Annotated in this window: 24 protein-coding genes; 1 reads left to right on the forward strand and 23 read right to left on the reverse strand. The window is 67.7% G+C overall.

The genetic code is table 11. The features are described from left to right. Positions 1-69: 69 nt before the first annotated feature. From Q8Q77_RS06175 to Q8Q77_RS06200, 6 genes are all read right to left on the reverse strand, one after another. Positions 70-663 carry a DUF3501 family protein gene (locus Q8Q77_RS06175; RefSeq protein ID WP_305582215.1) on the reverse strand — a complete coding sequence of 198 codons (594 nt, stop codon included), beginning with the start codon at positions 661-663 and terminating at the stop codon, positions 70-72. A 10-nt stretch (positions 664-673) separates the two neighbouring features. After that, the gene (locus Q8Q77_RS06180; RefSeq protein WP_305582217.1) at positions 674-2,029 is read right to left on the reverse strand and encodes a (Fe-S)-binding protein; all 1,356 of its coding nucleotides are present in this window, start codon (positions 2,027-2,029) and stop codon (positions 674-676) included. Positions 2,030-2,084: 55 nt separating this feature from the next. Then, on the reverse strand, positions 2,085-2,504 hold the full coding sequence (locus Q8Q77_RS06185; RefSeq protein ID WP_305582219.1) for a rubrerythrin family protein: 420 nt from the start codon (positions 2,502-2,504) through the stop codon (positions 2,085-2,087). 154 nt (positions 2,505-2,658) lie between these two features. Continuing rightward, the gene (locus Q8Q77_RS06190) at positions 2,659-4,161 is read right to left on the reverse strand and encodes an amidase (RefSeq protein WP_305582221.1); all 1,503 of its coding nucleotides are present in this window, start codon (positions 4,159-4,161) and stop codon (positions 2,659-2,661) included. A gap of 149 nt (positions 4,162-4,310) precedes the next feature. Then, a complete protein-coding gene (locus tag Q8Q77_RS06195) occupies positions 4,311-4,526 on the reverse strand; it encodes a tautomerase family protein (protein WP_305582223.1) in 216 nt (71 codons plus the stop codon). 114 nt (positions 4,527-4,640) lie between these two features. Continuing rightward, on the reverse strand, positions 4,641-6,203 hold the full coding sequence (locus Q8Q77_RS06200; RefSeq protein WP_305582225.1) for a winged helix-turn-helix domain-containing protein: 1,563 nt from the start codon (positions 6,201-6,203) through the stop codon (positions 4,641-4,643). Positions 6,204-6,364: 161 nt separating this feature from the next. Between Q8Q77_RS06200 and Q8Q77_RS06205 the strand changes: the two genes are divergently transcribed. Further along, entirely contained in the window at positions 6,365-6,736 is a 372-nt protein-coding gene (locus Q8Q77_RS06205) for a hypothetical protein (protein ID WP_305582227.1), read from the forward strand. A 4-nt stretch (positions 6,737-6,740) separates the two neighbouring features. On the opposite strand, the gene Q8Q77_RS06210 is transcribed toward Q8Q77_RS06205, so the two are convergent. The 17 genes from Q8Q77_RS06210 to Q8Q77_RS06290 all read right to left on the reverse strand — a co-directional run bounded on the left by Q8Q77_RS06210 (position 6,741) and on the right by Q8Q77_RS06290 (position 18,000). Beyond that, complete coding sequence (locus Q8Q77_RS06210; protein WP_305582229.1) at positions 6,741-7,094, reverse strand: hypothetical protein; 354 nt, start codon at positions 7,092-7,094, stop codon at positions 6,741-6,743. A 115-nt stretch (positions 7,095-7,209) separates the two neighbouring features. Then, a complete protein-coding gene (panB, locus tag Q8Q77_RS06215; protein WP_305582231.1) occupies positions 7,210-8,037 on the reverse strand; it encodes a 3-methyl-2-oxobutanoate hydroxymethyltransferase in 828 nt (275 codons plus the stop codon). Positions 8,038-8,040: 3 nt separating this feature from the next. Further along, entirely contained in the window at positions 8,041-8,421 is a 381-nt protein-coding gene (locus Q8Q77_RS06220; RefSeq protein ID WP_305582233.1) for a hypothetical protein, read from the reverse strand. After that, positions 8,414-8,995 (reverse strand): RNA polymerase sigma factor, encoded by a 582-nt coding sequence (locus Q8Q77_RS06225; protein ID WP_305582235.1) that lies wholly within the window; start codon positions 8,993-8,995, stop codon positions 8,414-8,416. The genes Q8Q77_RS06220 and Q8Q77_RS06225 overlap by 8 nt, the downstream gene beginning before the upstream one ends. Before the next feature lie 30 nt (positions 8,996-9,025). Continuing rightward, positions 9,026-9,397: a DUF6249 domain-containing protein gene (locus tag Q8Q77_RS06230; protein ID WP_305582237.1), complete on the reverse strand. Its 372-nt coding sequence runs from the start codon at positions 9,395-9,397 to the stop codon at positions 9,026-9,028. Positions 9,398-9,501: 104 nt separating this feature from the next. Continuing rightward, positions 9,502-9,810: a hypothetical protein gene (locus Q8Q77_RS06235; protein ID WP_305582239.1), complete on the reverse strand. Its 309-nt coding sequence runs from the start codon at positions 9,808-9,810 to the stop codon at positions 9,502-9,504. Further along, positions 9,803-10,321, reverse strand: coding sequence for an RNA polymerase sigma factor (locus Q8Q77_RS06240; protein ID WP_305582241.1), 519 nt, complete (start codon positions 10,319-10,321; stop codon positions 9,803-9,805). Before Q8Q77_RS06240 ends, Q8Q77_RS06235 begins: the two co-directional genes overlap by 8 nt. 11 nt (positions 10,322-10,332) lie before the next feature. Next, positions 10,333-10,779, reverse strand: coding sequence for a hypothetical protein (locus tag Q8Q77_RS06245; RefSeq protein WP_305582243.1), 447 nt, complete (start codon positions 10,777-10,779; stop codon positions 10,333-10,335). Between the two features lie 104 nt (positions 10,780-10,883). Further along, complete coding sequence (locus Q8Q77_RS06250; protein ID WP_305582245.1) at positions 10,884-11,231, reverse strand: ArsC family reductase; 348 nt, start codon at positions 11,229-11,231, stop codon at positions 10,884-10,886. A 93-nt stretch (positions 11,232-11,324) separates the two neighbouring features. After that, positions 11,325-11,843 carry a 2'-5' RNA ligase family protein gene (locus Q8Q77_RS06255; protein WP_305582247.1) on the reverse strand — a complete coding sequence of 173 codons (519 nt, stop codon included), beginning with the start codon at positions 11,841-11,843 and terminating at the stop codon, positions 11,325-11,327. Between the two features lie 79 nt (positions 11,844-11,922). Further along, on the reverse strand, positions 11,923-12,339 hold the full coding sequence (locus Q8Q77_RS06260; RefSeq protein WP_305582249.1) for a GFA family protein: 417 nt from the start codon (positions 12,337-12,339) through the stop codon (positions 11,923-11,925). Then, a complete protein-coding gene (locus Q8Q77_RS06265; RefSeq protein WP_305582251.1) occupies positions 12,336-12,590 on the reverse strand; it encodes a hypothetical protein in 255 nt (84 codons plus the stop codon). The genes Q8Q77_RS06260 and Q8Q77_RS06265 overlap by 4 nt, the downstream gene beginning before the upstream one ends. 32 nt (positions 12,591-12,622) lie before the next feature. Next, complete coding sequence (locus Q8Q77_RS06270; protein WP_305582253.1) at positions 12,623-13,360, reverse strand: DUF899 domain-containing protein; 738 nt, start codon at positions 13,358-13,360, stop codon at positions 12,623-12,625. Positions 13,361-13,381: 21 nt separating this feature from the next. Beyond that, positions 13,382-13,849, reverse strand: a complete 468-nt coding sequence (locus Q8Q77_RS06275) for an SRPBCC domain-containing protein (protein WP_305582255.1) — start codon at positions 13,847-13,849, stop codon at positions 13,382-13,384. Next, positions 13,846-14,175: a helix-turn-helix transcriptional regulator gene (locus Q8Q77_RS06280; protein ID WP_305582257.1), complete on the reverse strand. Its 330-nt coding sequence runs from the start codon at positions 14,173-14,175 to the stop codon at positions 13,846-13,848. Before Q8Q77_RS06280 ends, Q8Q77_RS06275 begins: the two co-directional genes overlap by 4 nt. Positions 14,176-14,245: 70 nt before the next feature. Then, positions 14,246-15,796 carry a carboxylesterase/lipase family protein gene (locus tag Q8Q77_RS06285; protein WP_305582259.1) on the reverse strand — a complete coding sequence of 517 codons (1,551 nt, stop codon included), beginning with the start codon at positions 15,794-15,796 and terminating at the stop codon, positions 14,246-14,248. Then, on the reverse strand, positions 15,796-18,000 hold the full coding sequence (locus Q8Q77_RS06290) for a TonB-dependent receptor (protein WP_305582261.1): 2,205 nt from the start codon (positions 17,998-18,000) through the stop codon (positions 15,796-15,798). The genes Q8Q77_RS06285 and Q8Q77_RS06290 overlap by 1 nt, the downstream gene beginning before the upstream one ends. Positions 18,001-18,047 lie beyond the last annotated feature (47 nt).

Genomic DNA, 18,047 nt, shown 5'->3' on the forward strand with positions numbered 1-18,047 from the left:
AAGATGGCCTCTCGTCCTTCTCCGGCAAGGGAAGAAGGATCGCGATGACCTGGCTCGACTCGCGAAACCTTAAGCGAAATCCCGGCCCAGTTCGGCCCGCGTGGCGGGGCTGAGCACCGCCAGGTGCGCATAGGCCTCGTGATCGCAGCCGACCAGGATCGCGAGTGTCGGATCGCGGAAGACAGCGACCTGGTCGGAGGTCAGCGGGAAGCGAACGAAGTGGACCGAGGAGGCCTTGCCGTCCTCGCGGGTGCGCTCCACGTCGCCCTCGGGAACACCCGTGACCTTGTCGGCGCCGATCTGCAGGAAGAACAGGTCCTCCACCCCGCCCAGGCGCGCCAGCAGGGCGGCGCGGCGGACCGGGTCGTCGATCTCGAACATGATGGTCGCCACCAGTTCAGAACCCTGTGGGATCAATGGGTTATAGGCGGACAGTTCATCCGGAACCTGAGCCGCGCCGCCCTTCTCGGTGAGCAGCATCTCCTGGATCTGGAACAGCATGGTCTCGAAGGACTCGAAATAGACCGTGCAGCTGGGGCCGAGCGCGATGCGGCGCAGGCGCTTGGCCGGCAGCAGGGCGGCGCGGCGCTCGGCGCGGACTTTGGCGAAGTCGGCGTCCGGCATCAGGTCGTCGGGGGTCACCAGGCGGAGATTGATCGGCATGGGGACCTCGTCAGAGCGCGCCATAGGCGCGGGCCAGGATTTCGATGGGATGGGACTGGCGCGGCTGGGCGAGCTCGCTTCCCGTCTCGACGGTCAGCATCTGGCCCAGGTGCTTGCAGGCCAACGGGCAGTCGGAACAGAGCTCGGCGCTCGCCTGCTTGGCCACGGCGCGGGCGGCGGGCTTGCCGACCTTCATGGCGACGGGATGGGTGTTCTTCATCACCCCGAAGGTGCCGCCGTGGCCGGAGCAGCGCTCGACCACCTCCACGCGGGTGTCGGGGATCAGGCGCAGCATCTCGGCCGACTTCTGACCCATGTTCTGGGCCCGAGCGTGGCAGGCGTGGTGGACGGTGACGCCGCCCTCGACCGGGGACAGGCCAGGCGCCAGGCCGTGGGTCTTGGCGATGTCGACCACATATTCGCTGATGTCGCGAGTGGCGGCGGCCAGGCGCAGCACCGCGTGGTTCTGCGGCAGCAGCAGCGGCCATTCGAACTTCATCATCAGGCCGCAGCTGGCGGTCAGGGCCACCACCTCGTAGCCCTGGTCGATATAGGGGGCGAAGGCCTTGGCGATCCGCTCGGCGCGGCCGGCCACGTCGGCCAGGTCGCCGGCCTCGAGCTGGGGCATGCCGCAGCATTCCGGATAGAGCAGTTCGGCCTGGACGCCCTGCCGGGCCAGGACGCGGGCGGCGGCGACGGCGGTGTCGGGCTGGTTGTAGTCGACAAAGCAGGTCGCATAGAGCACCGCCTTGCGCAGGCCGAGCGCCGGGCCCTGGGGGTTCGGCGGCACGGGGACCTTCAGGCGGTCTGTGGCGGTTTTCGAGTGGTACTGCGGCAGCTCGGCCTCGGCGTCGATCTGGGCGATGGCGTCCAGGAGCTTGCGCAACGGGGTGTTCTTGCGCGCCGTGGCCCAGTTGGCGAGCCCGGCCAGGGGCTTGGCCAGCTTGCCGTTGCGGTCGGTCTGGCCGAGCTGGTCGCGGACGAACTGGCGTTCGCCGGCCCGGCGCCTGGCGGCGCGGTAGCGCAGAATCAGGTGGGGGATGTCGATGTCGAACGGGTGCGGCGGGACATAGGGGCACTTGGTGAGGAAGCACATGTCGCAGAGCGTGCAGGCCTCATCGACCTTGGCGTAGTCGCTCTTGGCCACGCTATCGAGCTCGCCGGTCTTGGACTCGTCGATCAGGTCGAACAGCCGCGGGAAGCTGTCGCACAGATTGAAGCAGCGGCGGCAGGTGTGACAGACGTCGAACTGCCGCTCCATCTCCTTCTCGACGGCGGCCAGGTCGTAATAGGCCTCGTCCTGCCAGGCGATGGGATGGCGGAACGGCGCGTCGAGGCTGCCCTCGCGGGCGGGACTGTCGGCCACGGATACCTCTGGGTCAGGAAGAAGCAGGCGGCGCCGGCGCGCCGCCCTCCGGGTCTCAGGCGTCCAAGGTTTCCAGGGCGCGTTGGAAGCGGCCGGCGTGGGACTTCTCGGCCTTGGCCAGGGTCTCGAACCAGTCGGCGATCTCGTCGAAGCCCTCGTCGCGCGCGGTCCGCGCCATGCCCGGATACATGTCGGTATATTCGTGGGTCTCGCCGGCGATGGCGGCCTTCAGGTTATTGCCCGTGGGACCGATCGGCAGGCCGGTGGCGGGGTCGCCGACCGCTTCCATGAATTCCAGGTGCCCGTGGGCGTGACCGGTCTCGCCCTCGGCCGTGGAGCGGAACACCGCGGCCACGTCGTTATAGCCTTCCACATCGGCCTTCTGCGCGAAGTAGAGGTAGCGCCGGTTGGCCTGGCTCTCGCCCGCGAAGGCGTCTTTCAGGTTCTGCAGGGTCTTGCTGGTCGCGAGGCTCATGGTCGTCTCCCTTGCCGCGTGGCGCACCTTGAAGGTCTGTGCGCGAATTCGCCGTCGGCGGGAGTATGGACCGACTACGGGATAGGCCAAATCGATTTAATTTATCGTCCCGATTGATAATCTCTATCGTACTTGGCCGGCGCGGGGACGCTCCTCAGGCGCGGCGTAAGATCTCCGGCAACCGCTTCAGGTCCGCAGGCGCAGCCGCCTCGTAGGCCGCGGCCATCTTCAGGCAAGCGGCTTCCGCATGGACCGGCCCAATGATCTGGATTCCCATCGGCAGACCGGTAGGTCCGAACCCGGCAGGCGCCGCCAGAGACGGGCACCCCGACATGGTGACAAGGCAAACCGCCTTCATCCACTCGTGGTAGGTGGCCATTTGGTGGCCGCCGATCTCCCGGGGCCAGGTCTGATCGGCCGCGAAGGGGAAGACCTGGGCGGTCGGGACGACCAAATAGTCGAAGCGTTCGAAGAACCGGCGCACGGCCTGGCTCCACGCGCTGCGAATGACGGAATCGGCGGTCACCTCATAGGCCGACAGTCTCAGGCCGGTCTCGACCTCGAAGACGGCTTCGGGCTTCAACAACGCGCGCCTGGCTGGGTCATTGTAGTGTTCGAGCAGAGACCCGCCTTGCTGCCACCCGCGCAGCCGGATGAAGGACTGCCAGACCTTTTCCAGGGGATAGTCGGGAAACGCGTCCTCAACGGCGCACCCAAGCGCCTCGAAAGTCTTCAGGGCGCCGCGGCACACGTCAAGGACGCCTGGTTCGCAGGGCGTGAAGCCCCCGAAATCACCCGCCCAGGCGATCTTCTTGCCCCTGAGGTCGGCGGTGAGCGGACCCACGAACTGATCGCCGCCGCTCTCCATCGACAGGGGCGCGCGGGGATCATATCCGGCCTGGACCGACAGCAGCATGGTCAGGTCGGCGACGTTCCTGGCCATGGGGCCAGCGACGCCCATCGAGGGGAGCCAGTCTTCCCGCCCCATCGCGGGCACGCGACCGAAGCTGGTGCGAAAGCCGTAGACATTGTTCCAGCCCGCCGGGTTTCGAAGGCTTCCGCCGTAGTCGCTGCCGTCGGCCACGGGCGCCATGCGTAAGGCCAGCGCCACCGCGGCCCCGCCGCTGCTTCCGCCGGCGGATTTCGACGGGAGATAGGCGTTGCGGGTGATCCCGTAGACCGGATTGAAGGTGTTGGAGCCGAGGCCGAATTCCGGTGTGTTGGTCTTGCCGAGGAAGATCGCCCCGGCGGCGCGCATGCGCTGGGCCAGCAGGCTGTCGGCGGAGGCCACGCGGTCCCTGAAGATCGGAGATCCTTGGGTGAACCGGATACCCTTGACCGGCTGAAGGTCCTTCACGGCGAGCGGAAAGCCATGAAGACGGCCGATGTCTTCGCGCCGGGCCAGTTGCGCGTCACGATCCCGCGCCTGGCCGATCAGGTCCTGACGGTCCTGCAGCGCGACGATAGCGTTCGCTTCGGGATTGAACCTGTCGATGTGGTCGAGATAGGCGCCCATCACCTCGACGCAGGAGACTTGCCTGGACCGGATCGCGCTGGCGAGCGGGACGGCGCCCAGCATCACGATATCGGAGACGCCTGCCGCCGTGGCGACGCCCGGGGCGGCAGCGTTGGCGAGCGTGGCGACGGTCCCCGTCAAGACAGAACGCCGATCGAGCCCTCGCCCGTTTGGATTGCGACTGACACCACCCATCTGCAAGCCCCCAGCGCCCGGACAAGCTATACCTTTGCGCCGACTGTGCGAAGCCAGGAGACCCACCCGGCGCCTGGGACGCCGGGCGGGATGGCTCAGGCCGCGGCGAGGGCGTGGACGTCCCTGGCGCTCAGCGATTTTCCGCCAATGACCCAGTCACCTTGCTCGAATTCCTGCACGCGGACCCAGGTCACGCCACGAAGGGCCTCGCCCTCCACCGTGATCATCGCCTCGGTCACCCGTTCGATGAGCTGCTGCTTCTGGGCCGGGGTGAAGACATCCTTGATAACGTCGATCGTCACGAGCGGCATGGCCGGTCTCCTTGCTGTCAGATCCCGGACCACGCCGGGGGATGGCCAAGACTGCCGTGCGGCGCGGCGGCCCGCTTGAAGGCCGCATGGAGATTTTCCGGAGAAGGCCCGAGGTCAGACTGGCAGGCGATCCACCATTTCGGCGATGCGCCTGCGGATGGCGGTCTCGCGGAAGGGAAATGCGCGAAGGAAGTCGTCCGAGTTCAGGCCCGGACTGCGACGGCGCGCCGATTGGGCCCAGGCCCGCGCCCGCGCCTCGTCGCCGTTCATCCCGTGGGCTACAGCGGCGATCATCTCGATCAGGGCGTGGGCGCCGGGCGAGCGCGCCGCGCGCTCGGCCCACTCGGCGGCCTGGGCGGGCTCGTCGAGCACGATGTGGGACATGGCCCGCACGCCGTGCATGCCGTAGGCCAGGGGATCGAGCGGGCTGAGCTGGAGCGCGGCTCCGACATTGACCTGGCCGTCGGCTCCGTGACCCAGCAGGGTCTCGGTCCAGCCCCGGGAATAGCGCGCCTGAGCGTAGCTGGGATTGAGCCGGATCGCGCGATCGAGCCACGGCAGGCTGGCGTCCAGGTCGCCGTGAAGCCAATAGGCGCGGCCCATGACCAGGTTGCAGAAGGGATCCATGGGATCGTGCTCGAGGCCCTGTTCGGCGAAGCGTTCGGCCAGGGCCGTCGCGCGCGCCGCGTCGTCGGAGAAGTTCAGGAAGGCGCCTTCGAAATGGGTGAAGGACAGGCCCGCGTGGGCGCGGGCGAAGCCCGGCTCCATGGCGATCGCGCGTTCGAACAGCGAGGCGGCCAGGGCGTTTCCGTCGCGGCTGAACCTGTACATGTGATGCAGGCCCAGGTGATAGGCGGACCAGGCGTCCAGGTTCTCCGGCGATTTCAGGCGCGCCAGCCGCGCCTCGTTCATCGGGATCTGCAGTTCCAACGCGCCGATGACCGCCTGCACGATCTGCTCGCGGATATCGTGCACCGCCTCGCGGGCGCAGCGGAAGCGCTCGCTCCAGACGACGCCGCCGTCCTGGGTATCGCAGAGCTCGACCGTCAGGGTCATGGACCTGGCGTCGGCCTCCACTGAGCCCGACAGGCAGTAGCGGACCTTGAGGGCCGCCCTGACCTTCCCGATATCCGCATCGGCCCCACGGAACCGGAACGAGGAGCCGCGGGCGATCACGAACAACCAACGCAGCCTGGAGAGCTCGGCGATGAGGTCGTGCGGCAGGGCGTCGGCGATGGCCGAGGCTTCGGCCGCCGCGCCGATGACGTCGAAGGGCAGCACGGCGATCGACGGGCGCGCGGACGGCTCCTGGGTGGCGGGCGGGTCGAGGGCCGGCCCCTGCCCGGCCGTCGCCGCGGGCGGACGCGAGACCGCCTCCACCTCGGCCACGAAACGGAACCCCAGCTTGGGGATGGTGCGGATCAGGCGCTGGACCGCGCCGTCGTCGCCGATCGCCCGTCGCGCCGACTTCACGCGGCTGGCGATGGCGGCCTCGGAGACGATCCGGCCCTTCCAGATCCGCTCGACGATCTCGTCCTTGCCGACCAGGCGCTCGCGGTTCTCAATGAGCATGAGAAGAAGGGCGAAGACCTGTGGCTCAAGCGAAACCGCAACGGCGCCTCTTGTGAGTTCATGCTTCTCGGTGTCGAGCGCGTACGCCCCGAAACGGTAGATCATCGGCGTCCACCTGCCCCGCTTCTCCCAAAAACCTCCACATGATCTCCAAGCGGAACGTTTCGCGACGGGACAAGATGCCTACAGGTTCGACACATCGTCGGACGCAACAGGCCAAGAGACGCCAGCGGCGGACTCCCATCGTCGCGGCGGGGAGCGAAACCATGAAGATGACCTGCGTGGAACTGCCCGACAACCTGAATGCAGGCGGCGTCCGGGTTCAGGGGGTCGACTGGGGCGAACTGAACATCTCGCACATCCACTTTCCCAAGGGCGCGGACGCCACGCCGCTGCTGGAGGGCCTGCCGCAGAACCTGTGCCAGTGCCCACATTGGGGCATGGTGCTGCAAGGCGCGATCAACGTGCGCTACGCCGACGGCCGCACCGAGACCGTGAGCGAGGGCGAGGTCTATTACTGGCCGCCCGGCCACACGGTCTGGGTCGACGAGGACTACCGCGCCATCGAGTTCAGCCCGAAGGACGAGATGCGCGAAGTGATCGACCACCTGCGGACCAAGATGGGCGTCCCGGCCTAGTCGCTTAGAGCGAAGGTCGCGCCCGCTTGGGAACCAGGACCATAGCGCACCTGGTCAGCACCACGAACAGCACCAACCCCGCCATGACCTGAGGCGCCTTGTGGACGGTCCAGATCAGGCCGAAGAAGCCGGTGGTCACCAGGTTGGCGGCCAGGACCAGGCCGGGACTGCCCCGCCCCTCGGCGCGAAGGGCCGTGATGTTCAGCAGGGCGATCGCGATCAAGGCGAGGCCCGTGCCGGCGAACCAGAGGGCGTCGAGCGTCAGGGCGTGGTGGAGCCGCGCCGTGTAGGCCACATGCACGACCCCCAACAGCAATGCGGCGATGGCCGCGGCCCAGTGCAGGCGTCTCAACGTCATTGGTCGGTCCCCTGCGCCCGTGTCGGCGCGCGGGGACGGTCGCGTTTGGGCGACAGAGGGTCAAACGATGTGTTTGGCGGCGCACTGTGACCTGAGATCACAAGGGCGTCGCGCCCTACCCCGCCTTGGCGAAGTAGATCTCGGCGGGGCCGGGGAAGCGGCGCTCGCGCACGTCCTCGGCGTAGCCGGCGACGGCCTTGGAGATCTCGCCGCGCAGGTCGGCGTAGCGGCGGACGAACTTGGGCGTCCAGTCGAACAGGCCCAGCATGTCATCGGTGACCAGGATCTGGCCGTCGCAGCCGGAGGAGGCGCCGATGCCGATGGTGGGGACGCCGATCGCCTCGGTGATCTCGCGAGCCAGACCCTCGGCCACGCCCTCGACGACCACGGCGAAGGCGCCGGCCTGAGCGGTCGCCTTGGCTTCGGCGAGGATGCGGGCGCGTTCGTCGGCGCCCTTGCCCTTGGCCTTGAAGCCGCCGTCCACGTGCACCGCCTGGGGCCGCAGGCCCACATGACCCATGACCGGGATGCCGCGCTTCACCAGGTAGTCGATGGTGTCGACCACGGTGGGGCCGCTCTCGACCTTCACCGCCTGGCAGCCGGTCTCCTTCATGATCCGCGCGGCGTTGGCGTAGGCGATCTCCGGCGCGCCTTCGTACGAGCCGAAGGGCATGTCGACGACCACCATGGCCCGCTTGGCCGTGCGCATCACCGCCTGGCCGTGCAGGATCATCATCTCCAGGGTCACGCCCACGGTGTTGGGCAGGCCGTGGACCACCATGCCGACGGAATCGCCCACCAGCATCAGGTCGCAGTGCTCATCCAGCAGCTCGGCCACAGGCGCGGTGTAGGCCGTCAGGCATACGATCGGCACGCCGCCCTTGCGCGCGGTTATGTCCGGGGCGGCGAGCCGCCTGACGGTCTCCTGACGCTGGGCCGACATGGATCAGAACTCCTCGATGACGCGGGTCAGGACGAACCCCATGGCCAGGACCGCAAGGCCGCTGGCGAGCCATACCATCGATCCGCCCGCCGGCAGGGCCGAAAGCAGCTCCACCCGCGGCGCCCACTCGGCCACGCCCTCGCGCAGCATGCGGGTCGAGCCGGCCGAGGCGGCCTCAACCTGGCCGACGAAGTTGGACAGGATAAGCTGGCTGGCGCCCACCAGGCCGCCGACCAGGCCCGCGGCCCCGATCAGCCAGCGGCGCAGGGTCCAGCCTCGATCAAGCTTGCGCTCGACCGAAACGGCGAAGGCCTTCTCGTCGGAGAAGGCGGGAGCCTCGCCGAAGAGGCGTTCGAGGCGACGTTCGAATTCGATTTCAGCCATTGCCACGCCTCCCTTCAAGTAGAGCGCCCTCAGGCGCCAGTCGCGCTCTGAGTTTCTCCAGACCACGTTTGACATGGGATTTGACCGTTCCAAGCGGCAGGTTCAAGGCCTCGGCCGTCTCGGCGTGAGAAAGACCCGCGCCATAGCACATGGATACGCACAGCCGTTCGGCCGCCCCCAAGGTTTTCAAGGCTCCGTCGAGATCGATGCGTCCGGCCGTATCCGGCTGGTGGGCGTCGGACGACGTCTCCTCGGCTTCGGCCGCCAGCCCGGCTATCCGGCGCTCGCGCTGCAGGCGGCGGAGGTAGAGGCGGGCGGCGATCTTCTTGACCCAACCTGCGAAAGCGCCCTCGCCGCGGAACTCGGTGATCCGCTCGAAGGCCATGAGAAAGGCGTCCTGGGCGACATCGTCGGCCTCGGCCGCCGGCGATCCCATCCGTCGCAGCAATCCGCGCACGGCCGAGCCGTGCCTGCGGACCAGTTCCCCGAAGGCCGCACGGTCTCCCGCCGCCGCCAGGGCGGCCAACTCCACGTCGTGGAGATTGGCCAGCCTTGTGTTGTTAGCGCCCGACATCTGGGCTTTTCCCCATCCCCTATCGGGGCGTTAAACCTTGCCGCGCGTGACGAAAGACAGTGCGATCAGCGCCAGGCCGATGAAGCCCGGGAAGGCCGCGATGCCGATCAGCGGATAGAAGGCGTCGGGTTCTTCGAAGCTGACCGCGAAGCCCAGGGCCGCGAAGCCGACGGCGACGCCCAGCCAGACGATCCCGGCACGGAGGTCCTTGTACGGCGAAGGCGGAGCCTTCACGTCGCTGGTCAAGGCGTCGATGACTTCCGGCGGAAGCGTGGCGCCCTTTTCGATCGAAGCGCGCAGGGTGTCCTGCAGCTTCTGGCGTTCGATGCTCTTGAAGTAACGCGGCGCGATGACGATCGCCGCGATCATGGCGAACATCGTGATTGGGATCAGAATTTCCATCTCGTCTTCCCCTCTTCAGGATTTCCGGGCGTAGCGCCCTGTATCTGAAAGGAAAGAGGCGCCGGGATATGCGTACAGATGCAAGGACCGGCATGAAATGTTCGTCATGATCTCAACCCCAGAAGAGACAAGGCCCGGCCGTCGGCCAGCAGCACGGCCGCGGCGGCCGCGACCAGGGCCGCGCCGGCCGGCGCCAGCCCGCCGCCGATCTGCGCCATCGCAGGCGCCAGGCTGGGCCACACCGCCCAGAGGATCGAGCCGCCCACCAGGCTGAACAGGGCCAGTTGGGCCATTTCCCAGCGGAACCGGTCGCGGGCGACCGCCTCCATCACCGCGGCCGAGAAGGCCGGATCGCGGGCCGGCGGCTCAGAGGCCGCGAAGAAGGCCGAGAGCCTGGCGTCATCATCACTCATCACGCACTCCCAAGGCTTCCATGAGCCGCGCGCGTCCGCGGGCCACATGGGACTTCACCGTGCCGAGCGGCAGACCGAGCGCATCGGCCGCATCGGCGTGACTGAACTCAGCCGCAAGGCAGAGGGCCACCACGGCCCGCTGTTCCAGCGGTAGCGCGGCCATCGCCCGTTCCAGGGCCAGCCGGTCCTCCGGCGCGGCGCCAGACGATCGATGGTCGGCCGACTGGTAGTCGGCTTCCCGCTGCCTGGCCCTGCGATCGGACCGTAGTTGCGTCAGCAACTTGTTGTACCCGATCCCGCACAGCCAGGCTCGGACATTGACGCCCTCGTCCAGGCGCTCGATCCGCGACCAGGCGGTCAGCAGGGCTTCCTGGGCCAGATCGTCGGCCAGGGCCCAGTCCCCGCAGGCCCGGCGCAGGAAGGCGCGCAGGGCCTGCTGGTGACGGTCCACCAGCCGCGCGAAGGCCTCCTCCGAGCCGCCCTGGGCGGCGCGGATCAGGTTCGCGTCCAAGGCGGCAGGGTTCATTTGTCACGGAAGCGCGACGACACGAGGACCGAGAGCAGGGTCGCGCCGGAGATACAGGTCAGGATCAGGGCCACCAACCGGAAGGGACCCTCGGTCCCATCGATCAGCGAGGCCTCCGAGGCGATCCAGAACGCGCCGGCGAGCGCGCCGGTGAAGATCACCGTGCGGATGTCGTCGCCGCGCGAATGGCGATAGCGCCGCAGACGGTTGCGGCGATGGCGCCGGCCCAGGCCGCTCCAGTCGCTCTCCTCGTCGTCGTCTTCCTCGTCCTGGATGCGCTTCAGGAGTTCGGGCGGCACTTCCTTGCCCTGGGTGGCGAAGGTCTTGATCAGATCCAGCTGCTCCTGCGAGCGGCGATAGGCCAGCCAGCGGTCCCAGGCCCCGAACGCGAAGGCGGCCAGCGGGAACAGCAACCACCAGAAACCGCGAAACAGGTCTTCCATGAGCGTCAGCCCCTCTCTTGGAACGGAAAGCCGTCTCCCCGCTCCTTCACCCCCTAGTCGCCGCCGCGGCCGGGATTGGATGCGGGTCGCGAAACTATTTCGTCCTAGCCCAGGGCGGCGGCGTAGACCTCCGGCTTGAAGCCGACCAGCAGGCGGCCGCCCAGGTCCAGCACCGGGCGCTTGATCATCGAGGGCTGGGCCAGCATCAGGGCGATGGCCTTGGCCTCGTCGAGCGGCGCCTTGTCGGCCTCCGGCAGCTTGCGGAAGGTGGTTCCCGCGCGGTTGAGCAGCACCTGCCACCCGACCTGCGCGGCCCAGGCCTCCAGCCGGGGCCGGTCGATCCCCACGGCCTTGTAGTCGTGGAAGGCGTAGGCGACCCCGCGCCCGTCCAGCCAAGTCCGGGCCTTCTTCATCGTGTCGCAGGCCTTGATGCCGTAGATGGTGATGGTCATCGCGCTGCTTTCCTCAGGTCCGGCCGGGGATCCGCATGCACTCAAAGCTCCCGGGACGGGCCGACTGCTGCTTCGGATGGCGGCCCATCGAAGTCAAGCGGCCAGCGGCCAGCGCCCCAGATGGGTGTGACGGCCTCTACCCTGCTCGCTCGACACCAGGACGATCTCCCGCGCGCGCCAGGCGATCGGCGGGTCGAGCATTGTCTCCGGGATGGCGTCCTGGTCATAGGCGAAGGTGAGATGGGGAACGAAAGCGCGCGCGCCAAAGCTCAGGCCGATATCCTCGGCGGCGTGCTTCAGCCGATCGCGCAGTCCGGTCAGGGCTGCGGCCGAGCCCTCGCTGCAGCCAAGGACCACCGAGGCGCCGCCGAAGCTGGCCGCGCCGGTGAGCACGACCTCGAACGGCGGGAAGGCGACCGCCGCGCCGATCCGCCGCGCGGTGGAGATCACCGTGTCGCGGGCTATGGGATCGGAGGCCACGCCGAGCAGGGAGAGGTGGAGCCTCGCCGGCGCGCAGGCTCGCCACCGCCGCGCGAGGCGGCGCCCCAGATCACCTTCCAGGTCGGCGATCGCAGCGGCGGCCTGTGGGTCCGGTAGGACGGCGAAATACAAGACCTCCCGCCCTCGCCCCACCTCCACGCCCCCTCACGCCATGCATGTGAACAAATATAGAACACCGATGGCGAGCCGATCAAGCCGGCGGCATCGTCTCGAACTTCGGCAGGGCGGAATCCAGGTGGTCCCAGGCGTGACCGCGCACGACGTAGGTGACCACCTGCGGCTTGTAACGGCCGGGATCGTCAAGACTGGCGGCGTGGATCGTGAAGAAGTCCGGCATGGCGGCGAACGTCAGGTAGACCGGCGACCCGCAGGTGGGACAGAAGGCCCGTGTCTTGGCGCCGCCGCTGTCGGCGACGATGTCCCAATGGGTCGCGTCGCCTTCGAGCTTCACACGCCCCCTGTCGGGGAAGGTCATGTAGGACCCGTGCCCCGTTCCGCTCTTGCGCTGGCAGTCGCGGCACTGGCAGTCGTTCGAAAATATCGGTTCGTCGGTGATCTCATAGCGGATCGCGCCGCAGGCGCATCCGCCCGCATAGGCCTGGTTCACGTCTTTACTCCTGTTCGTCGGTTTGAGATCAGCTTGAGCCAAGGCGCCGCGTGGAAGACGCTCATCAGCAGGTGCATCGGGATCATTCCCGTCAGCGGTGACGCAGCCTCGGCCGAGCAGAGCATGTCGGCTGGCCCGCCGCCCCAGGCCGTGAGCAGCGCCATGGTCGCGAAGGTCGGCGCGGCCGCGAAGCCCAGCCAACCGGCCGCGTCGAGGGCGCGCGCGGGTTCGTCGGAACGAGCCTCGCTCATGCCGTCTCTCCTGCAATAGGGGCGGGTGGGAGCTATGTTTCGGCGGTCTTGAACGCGGCTTCGCCGGCGTCCGACACCTCGACCCACTTGGGACTGGGGGAGGTCTCAGCAGCGTAGCTGTCGTTCCAGTTCCACCACTTGTACGCCGGCGTCTGGGGATAGCCTTCCGGCGAGTCTTCCCAAGGCTCCTGCCGGCCGAGCGGCGTGATGTCGAGATAGTTCCAGGTGCTCCCCATCGCCTCGTCGCCGCGGGAGTTGATGAAGTAGGTGCGGAACACGCGGTCGCCGTCGCGAATGAACACGTTCGTGCCGTGCCACTCGTCCACGCCGAAGTCGGCGTCGAAGCTGTCCGTCACGGTGTACCAGGGGATATCCCAGCCCATCCGTGTCTTCAGCCGCGCGATGTCGGCCTGAGGCGCGCGGGAGACGAAGGCGAGCGTGGTGTCGCGGGCGTTCAGATGGGCGACGTGGGCGACCTGGTCGGCCACCATGGAGCAGCCCCGGCAGGCGTGCTCAGGCCACCCGAACACGCCGGGCTCGAAGAAGGCGCGATAGACGATCAGTTGGCGGCGGCCGTCGAACAAGTCGAGCAGGCTCGCCCTGCCCTCAGGCCCGTCGAACACGTACGCTTTCTCCACGGCCATCCACGGCATCCGCCGACGCTCAGCGGCCAGGGCGTCTCGGGCGCGGGTTTGGGCCTTCTCCTTCACGAGCAACTGCTCGCGCGCGGCCTCCCACGCCTCCTGAGAGACGATCGGCGGGGTGTTCATCGTTGTGCTCCTCATGGCGGCTCAGGCCTGCTCCGCCGAGATGGCGTCGATGGTCCGGACGACCTTGGTCCAGCCCTCGCTCATGTTCTTGAAGGCCGACTCGTTCCTCGGGAGCACGAAGCCGGAGTGGACGAGGCGAAGGCGGGTCCCATTCTCCACGGCGGAAAGGACGAAGGTCACGATGGTGTCCAGCCGCGAGCCGTATCCGACATTCCCGTCGTGTCCGCCCTTCCAGGCGTAGGAGAGGCGTTCGTGCGGCGTCACCTCCAACACCTCGCAGTGAATGACGCCATCCCACGCCCCGGCCGGCGAGGTCTGGTAGGTGAAACGCGTCCCGACCGCGGGCTGGAAGCCGATGGGCTGCATCTTCAGCCATCGGCCCATCATTCCCGGCAGGGTGAGGGTCTTCCACACCACCGCAGGGGCGTGGGGAAACACCTCGTCGACAACAATCTCGCGGCTGCCGGCCATGGTCGCGGCGTCGTTCATGGATCAATCTCCTCCAGGAGGTCTCTGAGGTTGTCGAGACGGCCGCGCCAGAACACGGCGTAGTGGCTCATCCAATCGACGAGCGGCGCGAGGCCCTCAGGCTGGGCGCGGTAATAGACGTTGCGGCCCTCGGGGCGCTCGGCCACCAGGCCCGCCTGCTTCAAGGACTTGAGGTGCTGGGAGATGGCGCCCTGGGTGACGCCGCTTCCCCGCGTCAGTTCGGCCACCGTGATTTCGGCGGAACCCGCGACGCGTTCGAACACCGCGCGCCGCGTGGGATCGGCGAGCGTGCGCATGACGGTGTTGACGGTGGCGGCTTCGATCATGCCAACACATTAGTCAGTGCTAATTGATTAGTCCAGCCTAATTTATCTCCCAGCCGACGCCAACCGGGCCTCAGTCTATCCGATAGATCGTGGCGATCGCATCGAGAGCGGGGCTGAAGGGGGCCGGCAAGACCACCGGGCCGGCCGCCGTGAAGTCCAGCAGTACGTCCTTGGCCGCCGAATAGGACGGCCACTTCAGTCGCCCGCCGCCGTTCGGATCGCCGCGCCGGGCGAAGTCCGACCAATAGGCGCTCATCGCCGCGGCGACGGGCCTGTCCTCCTCCCCGGTAGGCCAGTTGGAGGCGTTCAGGTTGCCGAACACATACTGGCGCTCCGAGGCGTGGGGGGCGCCCTTGAACCGTTCGCGGATCGACGCGGACTGGAACGAGAAGCGATAGAGGTAGGTCGGGTAGCCGTTCTGCGCATGCCGCGCGGCGAGATACCGGGCCGGTTCGCTGAACACCAGATCGCTGACCGCGCGAAGCTCGAACGCCGCGTCGTCGCCATAGGCCACCTTGACGCGCGCCATCCTCTCCGGCTGCGCCTTGGTCGCGCGGGTGCGCACGTCGTCGAACATGGGCGCCTGGAAGGGGATCTCGAGGCTGTTGTAACCGACCAGGTAAGGGATCTTGGCCTCCGCGCCCTTCTCGAAGGCCTCGTCGACATCCATGGTCTGGAGCCTGCCGTCGATGATCGGGCCGCCGTCCACCAAAGGATTCGCGGCGCCGGCGGCGATGATCCGCTCGGCGGGAACGGCCCTCAGCGCCGCGGCGCTGTCGGTCTTCACGCCCAAGGATTCCATGAAGGCCTGGCCCTGGGTCTCCGCCGAGGGAACGCCGTCGGCGTTGACGCTCTGCAGACGGCTCGATCTTTCCCGGCCGATCCCGGACTGGGAGATCGCCCGGTGAAACAGCCCGCGCGTCATCGGCGAGATCATCAGGTGATTGACCGCCGCCCCGCCGGCGGACTCACCGAAGATCGTGACGTTCTTCGGATCACCGCCGAAGGCGCGGATATTCCGCTGGACCCATTTGAGCGCGGCAATCTGATCCATCAGAGCGTAGTTGCCCACCAACTCGCCGCCCGCCTCGGCGGTCAGGGCCGGATGGGCGAAAAAGCCGAGCCGGCCCAGCCGGTAGTTCAGCGTCACCAGCACCACGCCCTGCCGCGCCAAGTGGCCGCCGTCATAGAGCGGCGCGCTGCTTGAGCCGGCCACGTAGCCGCCGCCATAGATCCACACCATCACCGGCAAGGGACGCGCCGATCGCTCGGCCGGCGCCCAGACGTTGAGCGTCAGGCAGTCCTCGCTGATGGGCCCGCGACCGACACCATTGTCCTTGGTGTCGGCCGGCTGCTGACAGATGGCGCCAAACTGGTCGGCGGCGTGCACGCCGCTCCAGGCCGCCGCGGGCTGCGGCGGGCGCCAGCGTAGGTCGCCGACCGGCGGCGCGGCGAAGGGTATGCCCTTGAACGCGACGACATCGCGATCGACGGAACCCTTGAGCTCGCCCGTGTCGACCCGCACGAGGTCACGCTGCGCGCCCGCGGCCAGGCCGGGGGACGACGCGAGCAGCGCCACGCCAGCGATCGAGGCCAGCGCGAGGGTGTTTTGACGCTTCATCAGAACTTGGCCCCGACCCGGACGCCGTAGGTGCGCGGATCGGCGAAGATCGCGGTGCCGGCGAAACTCGTCGAAACCGATCCCAGGGTGATCTCGTCCTCGATGTTCTTGAGATAGCCCTGGACGTAGTAGCGGTCCTGCGGCGCCGTGTAAGTCAGCGTCAGGTCGGTCTTGTGGAAGCTCGGCTGGCGGAACTGCACCACCGAGGTGAAGTCGGTCAGCACATAGGACTGGCTCAGCCGGACGCGGGCAGAAGCCTCGAGGCGGCCGCCGTTCTCCAGTGGATAGGTGAAGTTGTATCCGGCCGAGGCGGTGACCTTGGGCGAGCGGTCGAGCGGCCGGCCGGCAAAGTCGACACCCGGCGTCGGCAGGAACCGCGAATAGCGGGCGTCCAGGTAGTTGAAGGCCAGGTCGATGCGGTGGTTCTCGTTCGGCTGGATGTTCGCCTCGAGCTCCAGCCCGTCGATCTTGGCGGCGCCGGCGTTGGTGGTGACCTGGCAGGGTCCGCCGCAGATGTTCGACGTCGAGCTGAGCTGCAAGCCCTTGTAGTCATAGTGGAAAATCGAGGCGTTCAGGCGCACGCGGTTGTCGGCGAACCGCGTCTTGATACCGGCCTCGTAGGCCGTCACCGTTTCCGGCGCGTAGTAGAGGACGTCGGCGGTGAACCCGCAGAACGGGCCTGTGCCGATCTCGCAGCCGTCGTTGAAGCCGCCCGCCTTGTAGCCGGTGGAGACGACGCCATAGATCATCGTCGCGCCGAAATCGTAGTCCGCGCCCAATCGCCAGATGACCTTCTCGAAACTCCGCTCGGCGTTGTTCTGCTGGGTGGGAATGGTCCCGACCGGCGCGGGGAAGATGATGACGGTCTGGCCCACTCTCGACTTCTCGTCGCTGGAATAGCGGATCCCGGCGGTCAGCTTGAGGCCGGGAATGACTTCGAAGTTCGCCTGCCCGAACACGCCCTTCGACACCGCTATGGTCGGGTCCTGCGGGAACCCGAAGGCCAGGGCTCCGGGGATGAACGGCGGCTGCAGGATGAATGCCGCGATCCCGGACCGTTCCTTGAAATAGTAGCCCCCCGCCTGGGCGGTGATGCGGCCACCGTCGTCATAGGCGAAGCGCAGTTCCTGGGAGTTCTGCCAGTACTCGCCGTCGAACCGCACCGGCGTGGAGACCGGGGCGCCGAGGTCGGCCTGCAGGTCGTTGTGCTGGCTGAGTTCGCGATAGGACCCGAGATAGGACATCACCACCGGGCCCATGTCCCAGGTGAGGTCGGCCGTCACGCCCCAGGTGTCGTTGTCGCTGTCGGTGTCGACGCCGGGCGCGTAGGTCAGGGTGCGCGCGGCCTTCGAGTCCAGGTCGACATGGAGCGGGGCCTGGCCCGCCACGAACGGGCCGGTGAAGAAGTTGCTGAGGCGGACAGAGCTGAAGCCGGTTCCGGTCATGCGGGAATAGTCGCCGCGAACGACCAGGTTGATCGACGGCGTGATGTCGATCATCGCCGAGAGCCGGCCCGAGAGATTGTCCTTGAACGGGCTTATGCCGAACGGCGATGCGACGCCCTTGCGGATGTAGTTGTCGCGGCGTTCCAGGTTCACCGCCGCGCGCAGCGCGATGGCGTCGTTGACCGGCACATTGACCATGCCGCTCGCCTGCACCGTCCCGAAATTGCCATAGGCCCCGTCGGCCGAAGCCTGGAATTCGTGCTTGGGCTTGGCGGAGATCACGTTGATCACGCCCGCCGTGGTGTTGCGGCCGTACAGGGTGCCTTGCGGCCCGCGCAGCACCTCGACGCGTTCGAGGTCGAAGAAACTGACCTCCTGCGCCTGCGGCCGGGCGATATAGACGCCGTCCTGAAGGAAGGCGACCGAAGGATCGCCCTTCTCCGTGGTGTCGGTGCTGGTGATCCCGCGGATCGTGATCTGGATGCCGACGAACGCCCGGTCGATGGACAGGTTGGGCACCACGTCGGACAGGTTCAGCGGGTTGGTGACGCCGGAGTCGCGCAGCACGTCCGGGCTGACCGCCGAGAGCGCGATGGGCGTCTTCGAGGCCAGCGATTCCGTGCGGTTCGCGGTGACGACGATCTCGTCCAAGGCGACCGACTGAGCGCCGTCGCCCGCCTTCTGCGCATGGGCCCCGCTCGCGACGCTCAGCGCCGCCAGGCAAGCCGTGGCCCATAGTGAAGCCCTGACACCGTTCATTTCGTCCCCCTCCGACACGTTGGTCCCGCGATGTGGGTGGCTTCTAG

Source organism: Phenylobacterium sp. (genome assembly GCF_030698145.1).
Lineage (GTDB): Bacteria > Pseudomonadota > Alphaproteobacteria > Caulobacterales > Caulobacteraceae > Phenylobacterium.

Bases quoted from the DNA above. Each gene is read 5' to 3' on its own strand.
- Q8Q77_RS06265 (WP_305582251.1), bottom strand. From the start codon at position 12,590: ATGAGCGAGGCTCGTTCCGACGAACCCGCGCGCGCCCTCGACGCGGCC.
- Q8Q77_RS06250 (WP_305582245.1), bottom strand. From the start codon at position 11,231: ATGACCATCACCATCTACGGCATCAAGGCCTGCGACACGATGAAGAAG.
- Q8Q77_RS06210 (WP_305582229.1), bottom strand. From the start codon at position 7,094: ATGACGTTGAGACGCCTGCACTGGGCCGCGGCCATCGCCGCATTGCTG.
- Q8Q77_RS06275 (WP_305582255.1), bottom strand. From the start codon at position 13,849: ATGAACGACGCCGCGACCATGGCCGGCAGCCGCGAGATTGTTGTCGAC.
- Q8Q77_RS06225 (WP_305582235.1), bottom strand. From the start codon at position 8,995: ATGTCGGGCGCTAACAACACAAGGCTGGCCAATCTCCACGACGTGGAG.
- Q8Q77_RS06230 (WP_305582237.1), bottom strand. From the start codon at position 9,397: ATGGAAATTCTGATCCCAATCACGATGTTCGCCATGATCGCGGCGATC.
- Q8Q77_RS06290 (WP_305582261.1), bottom strand. From the start codon at position 18,000: ATGAACGGTGTCAGGGCTTCACTATGGGCCACGGCTTGCCTGGCGGCG.
- Q8Q77_RS06200 (WP_305582225.1), bottom strand. From the start codon at position 6,203: ATGATCTACCGTTTCGGGGCGTACGCGCTCGACACCGAGAAGCATGAA.
- Q8Q77_RS06285 (WP_305582259.1), bottom strand. From the start codon at position 15,796: ATGAAGCGTCAAAACACCCTCGCGCTGGCCTCGATCGCTGGCGTGGCG.
- Q8Q77_RS06185 (WP_305582219.1), bottom strand. From the start codon at position 2,504: ATGAGCCTCGCGACCAGCAAGACCCTGCAGAACCTGAAAGACGCCTTC.
- Q8Q77_RS06220 (WP_305582233.1), bottom strand. From the start codon at position 8,421: ATGGCTGAAATCGAATTCGAACGTCGCCTCGAACGCCTCTTCGGCGAG.
- Q8Q77_RS06235 (WP_305582239.1), bottom strand. From the start codon at position 9,810: ATGAGTGATGATGACGCCAGGCTCTCGGCCTTCTTCGCGGCCTCTGAG.
- Q8Q77_RS06195 (WP_305582223.1), bottom strand. From the start codon at position 4,526: ATGCCGCTCGTGACGATCGACGTTATCAAGGATGTCTTCACCCCGGCC.
- Q8Q77_RS06245 (WP_305582243.1), bottom strand. From the start codon at position 10,779: ATGGAAGACCTGTTTCGCGGTTTCTGGTGGTTGCTGTTCCCGCTGGCC.
- Q8Q77_RS06175 (WP_305582215.1), bottom strand. From the start codon at position 663: ATGCCGATCAATCTCCGCCTGGTGACCCCCGACGACCTGATGCCGGAC.
- panB (WP_305582231.1), bottom strand. From the start codon at position 8,037: ATGTCGGCCCAGCGTCAGGAGACCGTCAGGCGGCTCGCCGCCCCGGAC.
- Q8Q77_RS06280 (WP_305582257.1), bottom strand. From the start codon at position 14,175: ATGATCGAAGCCGCCACCGTCAACACCGTCATGCGCACGCTCGCCGAT.
- Q8Q77_RS06270 (WP_305582253.1), bottom strand. From the start codon at position 13,360: ATGAACACCCCGCCGATCGTCTCTCAGGAGGCGTGGGAGGCCGCGCGC.
- Q8Q77_RS06205 (WP_305582227.1), top strand. From the start codon at position 6,365: ATGAAGATGACCTGCGTGGAACTGCCCGACAACCTGAATGCAGGCGGC.